Here is a 14,173-nt window from a genome sequence, read left to right on the forward strand (position 1 = left end):
ATTATTGAAAACTTTAATCACTAAGTAAAACTACATACCATGAAAAATTTTGAAACTTTAGTGGATGCCACTAACGACCTGACCAAGAGAGGTTACGATGCTAACCTTAGCCTGGAGGGAGATACAATAGACGATAAAGCACAAGATATACATATGACTGCAGACGATTTCGAAATTGATGAATTTTATCGTTTTGAAGGCCAGAGCAATCCTGACGATATGTCTATTGTTTACGGTATAAGTTCGCGTAAATACAATCTTAAAGGCATTTTAGTAAATGCTTATGGTACATATGCAGATGATAGCTCATCAGCCATTGCAGCCAAACTACACCATCACCAGGTAAGCGATAACTTGCATGGCGATGATAGGCCAACTCAGTAATTTAATTGCGACGAGGTCGCAAAAAAAAGCCAGGATTTACAGAAATTCTGGCTTTTTACTTTTGGTGTGTAAACTATTAATAATCTTTTTTCCTCTCAATTGTATAGCAGCTGTGCCGTCGCGCATCATAAACACAATTTGATTTTCCAGTTCTGCTGCAATCCAATCGTAACGATCGGTCAGGCAATATAAGATGTCGGCAGCCAAGGCCTTAACAGCTACTTTTACATTCGGGCTAATAAGCCAGTCAAAACATTTCTCAACTACCTCGTCAAAGTTATTTCAGTTAGCGAATGTTTGATTTCCATAGCGACTTTTGGGTTAAGGTATGCAGTTAGTATCCGAGCAAAGTGTCGTTGGCAACTTGGGTTAGTGACATCTTTAAACCTGTCAATAAAGTAAGGCAAATAAGTTATATATGCCTGCGGATGAGTAGTCATGATGGTGTCGAGCAGCCAGCAAGCCCTAAAACCTATCTGTTTGTCGTTATGAAAAGTAAGATCGATAAGTTGATTGATACATCCATTTCTATTCAAGAACTGGAGAGCGATGCGGTCGATAAAGCCCTTATGCCTGTCGTCCAAGAGGGCTTCAACAATGTCGTCGGCAGTAATACGCACGTTCATTAAATGTCAAAAATAACATTATAAAAACTTTCCCTCTATTTAACTATTCTTAAATATTAGTGAATTGTGAAAAAGTATGGCAACCAAACGAAAATCTAAGCAGGTGACCAGGAAATGGTCGGCAAAAGTAACTGAGACCAGTGATGCGCTCGACTTAAAGAAAAATGTTTTTAAGCAAAAGGATCCCGAAAAGATTGCAGGATCGCTTAAAGACTCGGCCGAGCACAGCAAAAGGCGCAAGGCTTCGTCTTTTCAAAGCGCTATGTCAATGCTTAACTTTTATATAAACAGGGCTGGCAAAAATCTCCCGAAAGCTCAAAAGCGTCACCTGGAAAGCGCGAAAAAGAAATTGAGAAAGCTGTATGATAGGCCAGCGCAATAAAAACGCTGAAAAACCATAGAGCGATTGAGCATACACGTTTCAACAAAAATTATACATTTGCTATCCGTACTTAATTAAATTTACATGGTTAAATTCAACCGCTTTACTTTAGACAATGGCCTGCGTGTTATTGTTCATGAAGATAATACTACCCCAATGGCTGTGCTTAACATTCTTTACGATGTTGGCGCCCGCGACGAAGACCCAGAACAAACCGGCTTTGCACATTTGTTTGAGCACCTGATGTTTGGCGGCTCGGTTAATATACCCAATTACGATGGCCCGCTGCAGCGTGTAGGCGGCGAAAATAATGCCTTCACCAGCAACGATATCACCAACTATTACATCACGTTGCCATCCGCCAATATTGAAACTGCTTTTTGGCTGGAGAGCGACCGTATGCTAAGCCTTGCTTTTAGCGAAAAAAGTCTTGAGGTGCAGCGCAATGTTGTTATTGAAGAATTTAAACAGCGTTACCTTAACCAGCCGTATGGCGATGTTTGGCTTAAACTGCGACCGCTGGTTTATAAAACACACCCATACCGTTGGGCTACCATCGGCAAAACCATAAAGCATATCGAGGACGCGAAGATTGAGGACGTAAAGGCCTTTTTCAAAAAGCATTACAATCCGCAAAACGCCATAATGGTAGTAGGCGGTGATGTGAAAACCGAAGACGTAAAACTCATGGCCGAAAAATGGTTTGGCTCTATACCTGCCGGCGAGAAGTATGTACGCAACCTGCCCCAAGAGGAGCCTCAAACCGAGGCGCGCCGCGAAACCGTAAACGCAAAGGTGCCCCTAAATGATCTTTATATTGCTTTCCAGATGGGCGCGCGGACAGATGCCAGCTATTACCCGGTAGAGCTGATGTCCGATATTTTATCAAGAGGAAATTCGTCACGCTTGTACCGCAAACTGATTAAGGAAGAGCAGTTATTTAGCGATGTACACGCATATATTACCGGCAGCCTTGATAAAGGCATGTTTATATTGCAGGGTAAGCCGGTAGAAGGTGTAAGTATTGAACAGGCCGAGCAGGCGCTATGGGCCGAACTGGAGCGTATGAAAAATGATGATGTATCAGTTGATGAGCTTACCAAGGTGCAGAACAAAACCGAGTCGACCATGCTATTTTCAGAAATGTCGTTGCTTGATAAGGCTATGAATCTTGCCCAGTTTGAATTGCTTGGCGATGCTGCAGAATTAAATAATGAAACGAGAAAATTTTTGGCTGTTACCGCCGCTCAGATCAAAGAACAGGCAAACGCCATATTCAGAAAAGAGAATTCATCAACCCTGGTATACCTTGCCGAGAAGGAAGAAGCCGAGCCGATGCTGGCAGCATCAGAAAACTAAAAAGTACATCTGCCGGGTGTTTGTAAGCCCGGTTTGTAAATAAATATATGACTCAACTTGATCGTAAAACGGCACCGGCTTTTAACGGTGTAGATAATATAAAGCTGATAAAGCCGCAGCACAAACAATTAGATAACGGCTGCAACCTTTACACTTTTAATGCCGAAGGGCAGGAACTTGTACGTATCGAATTTATATTCAGTAACCTGCGCTTTAATCCGGCAAATCCTTTGCTAAACGTAGCGGTAAACAGTATGCTTACCGATGGTACCACAACACTTACGGCAGCACAAATTGCCGACAAGGTTGATTACTACGGCGCATTTTTGCAGGTAGACTACAACTATGATCAATCGCAGGCTACCTTGTACAGCCTAACCAAGCACTTGCAACATACGTTGCCTGTAGTAAAGGAAATACTTACCGACTCCATTTTCCCGGAGAAGGAATTAAATACTTACGTGCGTAACCAGCAGCAAAAGCTACAGGTAAGTCTTCAAAAAAATGATTTTGTTGCCCGCAGGCTTTTTAACGAGGCACTGTTTGGCAAAACTATTTACGGCCTTGGCGCAACGCCCGATGATTTTAATGCGCTAACCCAGGATAGCATGCAGCAGCATTTTAGCGCTATGTATCAACCTGCCAACTGCACAATTATCGTAGCCGGGCAGATTGATAATGTTTTGGTACAGCAGCTTACTAATACGTTTGAAGGAAGCTGGCGGGCAAATCAGCCGGAAGCAGATACATCGCAGCCGGAGATTGAAACAGCTGCGGGCCGGTTTATCTACCAGGAAAAGGCAGATGCCCTGCAATCAGCCATACGTATAGGCATGCCTTTCATCAATCGTAAACATCCGGATTTTGCTGCCTTTCAGGTATTGAATACCGTGCTTGGCGGTTACTTTGGATCAAGGTTAATGGCCAATATCCGCGAGGATAAAGGCTATACATATGGCATTGGCTCGGGCATGGGTTCGTTCAAGCAAACCGGAACATTTTTTATAGCATCGGAAGTTGGGGCGGATGTATGTAAATCTGCAGTGGCCGAAATTGAGAAGGAGATCAACTTGCTTAAAACAGAATTGGTGGGCGATGATGAGCTTTCGTTGGTGCGTAACTTTATGCAAGGCGCTTTATTAGGCAGCCTGGAGAACATATTTTCTCACGCCGACAAATTCAAGAACCTTTACTTTTCTGGTTTAGATTACGATTACTATGATAAATACGCTGATGTAGTCAAAAACATCACCGCCGAGGAAGTGAAAGCGCTTGCAAATAAATACCTTGATTTTGAGAACTTCTACAAGGTTGTAGTAGGGAAATATTAGCTTTTGATGCGCGGATGTGCAGATTTCAGATGTGCAGATGATTTTGATTGAATAATCCAATTTCTCAATTTGCGCATCTGCACCTCTGAGATGTGAAATCTCAACATTATTTTGTCATACTTGTTCAATTTTACATCTGCACATCTGTAATCTTCAAATTTGCTTATTTGCATACTTGCACATTTGCTCATCTAAACGTATCTTTGCCCGGCAAATAATAACTCCAAAATAATTATTTGCTATGCAGTTAGACCCATCCAAATTTGTCGCCGAAGGATTAACTTACGACGACGTTCTGTTACTCCCGGCTTATTCAGAAGTGTTGCCACGCGAGGTTGATACCAGCTCATGGTTAACAAAAAAAATCCGTTTAAAAATACCGTTGGTGTCTGCCGCAATGGATACCGTTACCGAAGCCAAACTGGCTATTGCCATAGCGCAGGCAGGTGGTTTAGGTATGCTGCATAAAAACATGACGATACAACGCCAGGCCGACGAGGTACGTAAAGTAAAACGTTCGGAGAGTGGTATGATCCAAGATCCGGTAACCCTGCACGAAGCAGCAACAGTCGGCGATGCAATCAAGATCATGCGCGAGTTTCATATTGGTGGTATCCCGGTTGTTGACAACGACGGTAAATTGAAAGGTATCTTAACCAACCGCGACCTGCGTTTTCAGAAAGACATGAAGATGCCCATCGATGCCATCATGACCAAAGAGAACCTGGTTACTGCACCAAAAGGCACAACATTGGCCCAGGCCGAAGAAATACTGCAAAATTACAAGATCGAGAAACTGCCCGTTGTGGATGGAGAGGGTTTGTTGATCGGTTTAATCACTTTCAAGGATATTCAAAAGTTTAAAAATTACCCCGATGCTTGTAAAGATGAGCATGGCCGCCTGCGCGTAGGTGCTGCCGTTGGTGTAACTGCCGATACTATGGAGCGTGTGGATGCCCTTGTAAAAGCAGGTGTAGATGTTATTGCAATCGATACTGCTCATGGTCACTCATTGGGTGTTATCAATAAAGTAAAGGAAGTTAAAGCTGCCTATCCGGATTTACAGGTTATTGCAGGTAACGTGGCTACGGGCGAAGCTGCCATAGCCCTTGCTGATGCAGGAGTTGATGCCGTTAAGGTAGGTATCGGTCCCGGCTCTATTTGTACAACACGCATCATTGCAGGTGTTGGCGTACCTCAACTATATGCTGTTTATGAATGTGCCAAAGCTCTTGAGGGCCGTGGCGTACCAGTAATTGCAGATGGTGGTATAAAACATACCGGCGATATTGCAAAAGCCATTGCAGCCGGTGCCAGCTCGATCATGGCTGGTTCATTATTTGCAGGTGTAGAAGAGTCGCCGGGCGAAAGCATTATTTACGAAGGTCGTAGGTTTAAATCATACCGTGGTATGGGTTCTATTGAGGCTATGGAGCAGGGCTCTAAAGACCGTTACTTCCAGGATGTAGAGGACGATATCAAAAAACTGGTACCAGAAGGCATTGTAGGCCGTGTACCATATAAAGGCATGCTTGCCGAAGTTATTTACCAGTTTGTAGGTGGTTTACGTGCAAGTATGGGTTACTGCGGTGCCAAAAATATCGAAACCATGCAAAAAGCCAAGTTTGTGCGTATCACAGCGTCAGGTATCCGCGAGAGCCATCCGCATGATATTACCATTACTAAGGAAGCACCAAACTACAGCAGATAATAGCAGTAATTTAAATATTATATTACAGCAGGTGGTTTATTTAAGCCACCTGTTGTGTTTTAAATCAATCATGACGTTAGACAATTTCCTTAATCGCCTCAAGCACGAGTATAGCACGCTCGATTATCTTACGCCCTCTACTTACTACGGCTGCCTGTCAACCATATTTGTGCTGCTAGAGCTGGATGGCAACAGATTAAACGCCGAGTATGAGTTAGGGCTCGACCAGCTGCTGGAGAAGATGGAAGAGATTTATGAGGAAGAATTGGAAACAGATCTTCCGGCAGATGAAATAAAAGCGGTTGCCCAAAAAGTTAAAACCGGCCTGGGCATCATTATCAGTTTAATAGAAGCAGAGTAACTATAAAAATGGATATGAAATCTATTTGTGTTTTTTGCGGGGCCAATTTCAATGGTGACCCTGCACTACAATTGGCAATTGAGCAATTAGCTGGCCTGATGGCTGCCAAAAATATAACGCTTGTTTACGGCGGTGGTAAGGTTGGAGTGATGGGATTACTGGCCGATGCGGTACTCAGTAGGGGCGGCAAAGTGGTAGGCGTTATTCCTCAGTTTTTGATGGATAAAGAGGTTGGCCATACCGGCTGTACCGAATTGCACATTGTTAAAAACATGCATGAACGCAAACAGCTGATGAGCGACTTAAGTGACGGTATCATCATGTTACCGGGCGGCTTTGGAACGCTTGAGGAATTCTTCGAGGTACTTACCTGGTTGCAGTTGGGCTTGCACAGCAACCCGGTAGGTGTAATGAATGTTGGTGGTTTCTACGATAACCTGTTAAAGCAGATGGATGTAATTGGTTGAGCAGCGTTATCTTAAGCCTGCAAACCGAGCATTAGTACTAACTTCTCCGGATGCTGACGACCTTATAAGCCAGATGGAAAACATCGATATAAAACCCGATGAAGTTTGGTTTAAGGACAGGAATCTTTTATAGGAATTCAGTGAAATAAAACAAAACAGCCGCCTTAGAGCGGCTATTTTGTTTTGATATCTTTTGAATCTTAAAATACTATGCATGCATAATAAATATTGTTACATTTGGCTAACCAAGGTAATTTTTACTAAAATTACACAACCTATTATAAACGCATCATGGATTTGGAGTTCAATAAAAACGAGGATGCCAACAAACAACTCGTATTTCAATGCAATGCAAGGCTAAATAAAATATACCAGGGCGGTGGTGAAAAAGCTGCTGCCAAACAAAAAGAAAAGGGCAAAATGCTGGCTCGAGAGCGCATTAGCTATTTGATAGATGATGACAAGCCATGGCTGGAGATTGGCGCCTTTGTAGCCGATGGCATGTATGCCGAGCATGGCGGTTGCCCAAGCGGTGGCGTGGTTTGTGGTATTGGATACATAGCTGGTCGGCAATGTGTTATAGTGGCTAATGATGCTACCGTAAAAGCAGGAGCGTGGTTCCCTATCACGGCCAAAAAAAATCTTCGCGCACAGGAAATTGCAATGGAAAACCGCTTGCCGGTGATTTACCTCGTAGATTCGGCAGGGGTATACCTGCCATTGCAGGATGAAATATTTCCGGACAAAGAGCACTTCGGTCGCATATTCAGGAACAATGCCATAATGAGCAGTATGGGCATCGTTCAAATATCCGCTATCATGGGCTCATGCGTGGCCGGTGGTGCTTATCTGCCTATCATGAGCGACGAAGCCATGATTGTTGATGGCACAGGCTCGGTTTTCCTGGCGGGTTCATACCTGGTAAAATCAGCCATTGGCGAGGATGTAGATAACGAAACGCTCGGCGGTGCCACCACGCAGTGTGAAATATCAGGCGTTACCGATTATAAACACCCTAACGATAAATCCTGCCTCGATTCTGTCCGTAACATCATGAGCAAGGTTGGTGATTATAATAAAGCGGGCTTTGATAGAATTGCACCGTTAGAACCAAAGCTTAACCCGAAGGATATTTACGGCATACTGCCGGATAATAGGGAGAAGGCATACGACATGATGCAGATCATACTACGATTGCTGGACGATTCTGACTTTGAAGAATACAAAGCAGGTTACGGGCAAACAATTATTTGCGGGCTTGGCCGTATTGATGGCTGGGCCGTGGGTATTGTGGCTAACCAGCGCAAGGTGGTAAAATCTAAAAAGGGGGAGATGCAGATAGGTGGGGTTATCTACTCTGACTCGGCCGATAAGGCAACGCGCTTTATAATGAATTGCAACCAAAAGAAAATACCATTGGTGTTTTTACAGGATGTTACCGGATTTATGGTAGGCAGCCGCAGCGAGCATGGCGGTATTATTAAAGACGGTGCTAAAATGGTAAACGCGGTATCAAATTCTGTAGTGCCTAAATTCACCATAGTTGTGGGTAATTCATACGGCGCAGGCAATTATGCCATGTGCGGCAAGTCGTACGATCCAAGGTTGATTTATGCCTGGCCATCTGCTAAAATTGCAGTTATGGGCGGGGCGCAGGCTGCGAAGGTTTTAGTGCAGATGCAGGCGGCAGGCCTTAAGGCAAAGGGCGAAGAAGTAGACGCCCAAAAGGAAGCCGATTTGCTTAAGGAAACCACAGACCGATACAATGCGCAAACCACACCATATTACGCTGCAGCAAGGCTTTGGGTAGATGGCATTATTGACCCGCTTGAAACGAGGAAAGTCATTTCAATGGGTATCGAAGCTGCCAACCATGCACCTATAAAGAAGCCTTTTAACGTTGGTATTATCCAAACTTAGTAGAAAAGTAATATCTCATCAAAAAAGTGGTTTCCAGTGGACTGATGGTGTATTTGGGTTACCAAGCGCCGGGCTTTGCAAGGACTTGACTATGCTACGACTCTTATTACTAATTCATTTGCATGGGCTAAGTATTCCCAATTTTTACTTTCCTTGTATATAAAAAATTCTATTTTTGCCACAAGTATAAATCACGTTAGTATGTGATTTTTTGACGTATCATATTTATTAAAATTTAAATCATAGTTGTAGATGATTAGTATTACACTTCCCGATGGTTCCGTTCGTGAATACGATAAAGGGATCACTTCCATGCAAATAGCACAGTCTATTTCCGAAGGTTTAGCACGAAACGTATTGGCTGCCGAAGTAAACGGCGAGGTTTGGGATGCAAGCCGCCCCATTGAAGCCGACTCTGCCGTTAAATTATTAACCTGGAATGATGCAAAAGGTAAGGCAACTTACTGGCACTCATCTGCCCACTTGATGGCCGAAGCTTTAGAAGCGCTTTACCCGGGCACTAAATTTGGTATCGGCCCTGCGCTTGAAACAGGCTTTTATTACGATGTTGACTTTGGCGACAAAACCCTCTCGTCTGACGATTTTAAGCAGATCGAAGACAAGATGATTGAGCTGGCCAAAACCAAAAGCGAATACATACGCAAGCCGGTCAGCAAAGCCGATGCAATTGAATATTTTACTGAAAAGGGTGACGAGTACAAACTCGACCTGATCAAAGACCTGCCTGATGGCAGCATAACTTTTTATACGCAAGGCGGTTTTACCGACTTGTGCCGCGGGCCGCATATTCCAAATACCGGGTTTATAAAAGCAGCCAAGCTGATGAGCCTTGCAGGTGCGTACTGGCGTGGTGATGAAAGCCGCAAACAGTTAACCCGTATTTACGGCGTAACCTTCCCCAAAGCAAGTGAGCTTACCGAATATTTGCACGTTATTGAAGAAGCTAAAAAGCGCGACCACCGCAAATTAGGTAAGGAACTTGAGCTTTTTGCTTTCAGCGAAAAAGTAGGTATGGGCCTGCCATTGTGGTTGCCAAAAGGCACTGCCCTGCGCGAGCGTTTAACTAATTTCCTGCAAAAAGCGCAGGTTAAGGCCGGTTATGAGCAAGTAATTACGCCGCACATTGGCCATAAAAACCTGTATGTTACATCGGGCCATTATGAAAAATATGGTGCTGATTCATTCCAGCCGATAAAAACACCGCAGGAGGGAGAGGAGTTTTTCCTTAAACCAATGAACTGCCCGCACCACTGCGAAATTTATAAAACAAAGCCACGCTCATATAAGGATTTGCCTGTAAGGCTGGCCGAGTTTGGTACCGTGTATCGTTACGAGCAAAGCGGCGAGTTGCATGGTTTAACCCGTGTACGTGGTTTTACACAGGATGATGCGCACTTGTTTTGCCGCCCTGACCAAGTTAAAGAAGAGTTCATGAAGGTTATTGACCTTGTGCTTTATGTTTTCGGAGCTTTGGGCTTTGAAGATTACATTGCGCAGGTATCCCTTCGCGATCCTAACAACAAAACCAAGTATATTGGTACCGACGAAAACTGGGCTTTAGCCGAAACTGCAATTATCGAAGCTGCGGCTGAAAAAGGTCTACGTACCGTTGTTGAAACAGGCGAAGCTGCATTTTACGGCCCTAAACTCGACTTTATGGTTAAGGACGCGCTTGGTCGTAAATGGCAACTAGGAACTATCCAGGTAGATTACAACCTGCCCGAGCGTTTTGAACTGGAGTATACAGGAAGCGACAACCAAAAGCACCGCCCGGTAATGATTCACCGCGCGCCGTTTGGTTCAATGGAACGCTTTGTGGCCGTATTGATTGAGCATTGCGCCGGTAACTTCCCGCTTTGGCTGTCGCCAGAGCAATTTATAATATTGCCGATATCGGAAAAATATGAAGATTATGCAAAAAAACTTTCAGATGAGTTAAAAGATTCCGATATTTGCGGGCTGATTGATTTCAGAGACGAGAAAATCGGGCGTAAAATACGCGACGCTGAAGTTAAAAAGATACCTTACATGCTTATAGTGGGCGAAAAGGAAGCTGCCGAGGGCAGGATTTCGGTTCGTAAACACGGACAGGGCGACTTGGGAAGTATGAGTATTGAGGAATTTAAACAACAAATAATTAAAGAAATAACAGTATAACTTGGCATTAAACAGACCTTTCAACAGAGGACCCAGGCTACCTTTTAAGAAGAAAGAAGCCGAACATAATATCAATCAGTTCATCAGGGCACAGGAAGTGCGCCTTGTAGGTGACAACATCGAACAAGGTGTATACAGCCTTAAAGATGCGTTAGCCATAGCTCAGGAACAAGAGCTTGACCTGGTTGAGATATCTCCAAATGCTAACCCGCCGGTTTGTAAAGTAACTGACTACAATAAGTTTATTTACGAGCAGAAGAAGAAGCTTAAAGAGATTAAAAGTAATGCAAAGCAAACCGTTATCAAGGAGATCCGTTTTGGACCGAATACTGATGATCATGACTTTGACTTTAAGTTGAAGCATGCTACCAAGTTTTTAGAGTCGGGCGAGAAGGTAAGAGCCTACGTACACTTTAAAGGCCGTGCTATTGTTTACAAGGAACAGGGCGAGATATTATTGCTTCGTTTTGCACAGGCGCTTGAAGAGGTTGGTAAGGTTGAGCAGTTACCTAAGCTTGAAGGTAAAAGGATGTTTTTGACGGTAGCCCCAAAGGCAGCTAAGAAATAGATTGATGTGCGGATTACAGATGTGCTGATGTGCAGATGGATCCCTTAACAAGTAAACCCGCAGGTGGAATGATTTGCATATTAGCATATCTGCACATTTGCACATTCATATAATAGAGTTATGCCAAAAATGAAAACCAATTCCAGTGCCAAAAAGCGCTTTAAGCTTACTGGAACCGGTAAAATTGCCCGCAAAAATGCGTACAAAAGCCACATCTTAACCAAGATGTCAACAAAACGTAAGCGTGCCCTTGGTCACACCAGCTTAGTGTCTGATGCTGATATGGGTAACGTAAAACGCATGCTTTGCATAGGCAAGTAATTAAATCAATTTTTAACCAGGTATTCGAGTCACAAGCTTTCTATAAAGAAACACTCACTACCAAAAACAAGAACAAATGCCACGTTCAGTTAACGCAGTAGCGTCGAGAAGACGCAGGAAAAGAATCATGAACCTCGCCAAAGGTTATTGGGGTTCACGCAGCAAGGTTTACACTATTGCTAAAAACACAGTTGAAAAAGGTTTACAGTACGCTTACCGCGACCGTAAAACCAAAAAAAGAGAATTCAGAGCTTTATGGATTCAGCGTATCAACGCAGGTGCTCGTCAGCACGGAATTTCTTACTCTCAATTAATAGGTAAGTTAGCTGCTAAAGAAATTGGTTTAAACCGTAAGGTATTAGCTGATTTAGCAATGAACAATCCGGATGCTTTCAAAGCAATCATCGACGCTGTAAAATAACATTCAGCCAAGCTAAATAAAAAAAGGTCCCGAATTTCGGGGCCTTTTTTGTTGAGGTATGTGCCTAATTTTGCACATTTGCCTAATGCAGTTCCTGTATCCCGCCTTTTTGTTTGCCCTGCTTACACTATTAATACCGGTGTTGATACACCTGTTCAGTTTCAGGCGGTATAAAAAAGTTTACTTCAGTAACGTGCAGTTTTTGCGTGATGTTCAGCAACAGCAGGCAAGTCGTCGTAACCTTAAAGAGCGCCTCATTCTTGCATCGCGAATGCTGGCCTTAGCATTTATAGTATTTGCATTTGCCCGGCCTTATATTAAAGGAAATAGTGATGGCAATGCAACAGGGAAGCAGCAGGTCGTTAGCATATTTGTTGACAATTCTCACTCGATGGAAGCGCTAAGTCGGGAGGGTTCACTACTTGACGAAGCCAAACAAAAAGCTAGGCAAATAGCGGCCTCATATCCCATCAATAGCCGCTTCCAGTTATTAACCCAGGATTTTGAAGGCAAGCATCAACGCTTGCTTAACCGGGATGAGTTTAACGATGCTGTTGATGCGGTTAAGCTCTCATCCCAAAGCCGAAACGTCAGCCAGATCAACGAGCGGCAGCAAAGCCTCATTAATACAAGGGCCGGCGTATCTGCGCAGTATTACGTGATATCCGATTTTCAGAAAAATATTGTTTCGGGGCAGGCAAATAAACTACCTGCTGTAAACATCGTACAACTTAAGGCAAACTCCTTACCCAATGTCGCGGTCGACTCGGCTTGGTTGTTAAACGCCACGCACCGGCCCGGCGAGAGCGAAAAGTTAGTTGTCAAATTGCGCAACTATGCCGAAAAAAAAGCCATCAAAATCCCTCTTAAAATTACTATCAACGGCGCGCAAAAGGCTATAGGCAGCTTCACCTTAAATGCAAAATCTACCCAAACAGATACGCTAAGCTTTTCTGGCTTGCAAGCCGGTTGGCAAAGGGGGCAAATCCAATTACAGGATAACCCGGTCACCTTCGACAACGACTTCTACTTTGCCTTCAATGTCAAAAAACAACAACCTGTTTTGCTTATCAACAACGGCACGCCAAATAAATATTTAAGCGCCCTTTTCGCGTCTGATCCTTTTTTCAAGGTGAACCAAACAGGCGAGGGAAATGTAGATTATTCGGCCCTGGCAAATTATCCCCTGATTGTTCTAAGCGACGTGGATGCTATATCATCCGGTTTGGCGCAGCAATTAAAAACTTACGTGACCAAGGGTGGAAACCTGATGTTTTTTCCATCCGCCAAAGGAACTATTGCCACTTATCAAAGTTTTTTGCAGCCAATGGGCGCGGCTTATCCGCAGGCTTTGGTTACGGGGGATGCTAAGGTATCAGCCATCAATATGCAAAGCCGAGTTTTTAAGAATATTTTTGAAGCTGCACCCCAAAACACTGATCTTCCGCGCGTCAAAAAGTATTTCAACCTGGCACGGGGTAACAAAACAGGCGAGTATTTAATGAAGCTGCAAACAGGCGATGTAATTTGGCAAAGGTTTGCAAGCGGCAGTGGTAAAGTATATGTTTGCGCACTTCCGCTCGATGAAAGTTTTAGCAACCTGCCTGTGCATGCTTTGTTTGTACCTATTGTTTTACGGGTTGCGTTATTAAGCGGCCGGGATATGCCGTTGTTTCATACCCTTGGCAGTAATGAGGTGATTGAGACTGTTCCGCTGAATTCTTCAGAAAAAGAGCTGGTAAAATTAGTTAAGGCCAAGCAAACTATTATTCCCGATGTACGCCAGCAGGATGGAAGCACACTGCTTTATTTGCCGGGCCAGCTAACCGAAGCAGGTTTGTACGAACTGAAAAAGGCGGATAGCACGGCAGCAATACTGGCATTTAATGACAACCGTGCCGAGTCGGACCTTGACTACTTAACGGCAAACGAATTAAGCAAGTTAGTTGGTGGTAAGGGAAATGTTTTGACGGGAGACGCAGCTAATACGGCTAATATTGCGGTTGCAGCAAATTCGGCAATGCAATTATGGAAACTTTGTATAATTTTGGCCCTGGTTTGCCTGGCTGCCGAAACATTGCTTGTGCGGTATTTTAGAACCACCAAAAGCAAAGCTTCGCAACAGGTATAAACATAACCCACCT

Annotated in this window: 15 protein-coding genes; 14 read left to right on the top strand and 1 reads right to left on the bottom strand. The window is 43.8% G+C overall.

The features are described from left to right. Window positions 1-39 precede the first annotated feature (39 nt). Complete coding sequence (locus FPZ43_RS01300) at window positions 40-384, top strand: glycosyltransferase family 1 protein (protein ID WP_146380042.1); 345 nt, start codon at window positions 40-42, stop codon at window positions 382-384. 36 nt (window positions 385-420) lie between these two features. Here FPZ43_RS01300 and FPZ43_RS19200 read toward each other — a convergent pair whose 3' ends face one another. Beyond that, entirely contained in the window at window positions 421-591 is a 171-nt protein-coding gene (locus FPZ43_RS19200; RefSeq protein ID WP_186461731.1) for a hypothetical protein, read from the bottom strand. A 221-nt stretch (window positions 592-812) separates the two neighbouring features. Between FPZ43_RS19200 and FPZ43_RS01305 the strand changes: the two genes are divergently transcribed. The 13 genes from FPZ43_RS01305 to FPZ43_RS01365 all read left to right on the top strand — a co-directional run bounded on the left by FPZ43_RS01305 (window position 813) and on the right by FPZ43_RS01365 (window position 14,160). Further along, window positions 813-1,013 (top strand): hypothetical protein, encoded by a 201-nt coding sequence (locus FPZ43_RS01305; protein WP_146380043.1) that lies wholly within the window; start codon window positions 813-815, stop codon window positions 1,011-1,013. Between the two features lie 73 nt (window positions 1,014-1,086). After that, the gene (locus tag FPZ43_RS01310) at window positions 1,087-1,392 is read left to right on the top strand and encodes a DUF3175 domain-containing protein (RefSeq protein ID WP_146380044.1); all 306 of its coding nucleotides are present in this window, start codon (window positions 1,087-1,089) and stop codon (window positions 1,390-1,392) included. A gap of 84 nt (window positions 1,393-1,476) precedes the next feature. Beyond that, window positions 1,477-2,751, top strand: a complete 1,275-nt coding sequence (locus tag FPZ43_RS01315; RefSeq protein ID WP_146380045.1) for a M16 family metallopeptidase — start codon at window positions 1,477-1,479, stop codon at window positions 2,749-2,751. Window positions 2,752-2,798: 47 nt separating this feature from the next. Further along, window positions 2,799-4,082, top strand: a complete 1,284-nt coding sequence (locus FPZ43_RS01320; protein ID WP_146380046.1) for a M16 family metallopeptidase — start codon at window positions 2,799-2,801, stop codon at window positions 4,080-4,082. A 241-nt stretch (window positions 4,083-4,323) separates the two neighbouring features. After that, a complete protein-coding gene (gene guaB / locus FPZ43_RS01325) occupies window positions 4,324-5,793 on the top strand; it encodes an IMP dehydrogenase (protein WP_146380047.1) in 1,470 nt (489 codons plus the stop codon). A 70-nt stretch (window positions 5,794-5,863) separates the two neighbouring features. Further along, the gene (locus FPZ43_RS01330) at window positions 5,864-6,154 is read left to right on the top strand and encodes a hypothetical protein (RefSeq protein WP_146380048.1); all 291 of its coding nucleotides are present in this window, start codon (window positions 5,864-5,866) and stop codon (window positions 6,152-6,154) included. 14 nt (window positions 6,155-6,168) lie between these two features. Then, entirely contained in the window at window positions 6,169-6,621 is a 453-nt protein-coding gene (locus FPZ43_RS01335; RefSeq protein ID WP_261380950.1) for an LOG family protein, read from the top strand. A 291-nt stretch (window positions 6,622-6,912) separates the two neighbouring features. Next, complete coding sequence (locus FPZ43_RS01340) at window positions 6,913-8,541, top strand: acyl-CoA carboxylase subunit beta (protein WP_146380049.1); 1,629 nt, start codon at window positions 6,913-6,915, stop codon at window positions 8,539-8,541. A 252-nt stretch (window positions 8,542-8,793) separates the two neighbouring features. Then, complete coding sequence (thrS, locus tag FPZ43_RS01345) at window positions 8,794-10,719, top strand: threonine--tRNA ligase (protein WP_146380050.1); 1,926 nt, start codon at window positions 8,794-8,796, stop codon at window positions 10,717-10,719. Between the two features lies 1 nt (window position 10,720). After that, on the top strand, window positions 10,721-11,287 hold the full coding sequence (infC, locus tag FPZ43_RS01350; RefSeq protein WP_146380051.1) for a translation initiation factor IF-3: 567 nt from the start codon (window positions 10,721-10,723) through the stop codon (window positions 11,285-11,287). Between the two features lie 120 nt (window positions 11,288-11,407). Continuing rightward, complete coding sequence (gene rpmI, locus FPZ43_RS01355) at window positions 11,408-11,608, top strand: 50S ribosomal protein L35 (RefSeq protein ID WP_022829872.1); 201 nt, start codon at window positions 11,408-11,410, stop codon at window positions 11,606-11,608. A 76-nt stretch (window positions 11,609-11,684) separates the two neighbouring features. After that, a complete protein-coding gene (gene rplT / locus FPZ43_RS01360) occupies window positions 11,685-12,029 on the top strand; it encodes a 50S ribosomal protein L20 (protein ID WP_146380052.1) in 345 nt (114 codons plus the stop codon). 85 nt (window positions 12,030-12,114) lie between these two features. Further along, window positions 12,115-14,160 (top strand): BatA domain-containing protein, encoded by a 2,046-nt coding sequence (locus FPZ43_RS01365; protein ID WP_186461732.1) that lies wholly within the window; start codon window positions 12,115-12,117, stop codon window positions 14,158-14,160. Window positions 14,161-14,173 lie beyond the last annotated feature (13 nt).

It is taken from the genome of Mucilaginibacter pallidiroseus, from assembly GCF_007846085.1.
Classification (GTDB): domain Bacteria; phylum Bacteroidota; class Bacteroidia; order Sphingobacteriales; family Sphingobacteriaceae; genus Mucilaginibacter; species Mucilaginibacter pallidiroseus.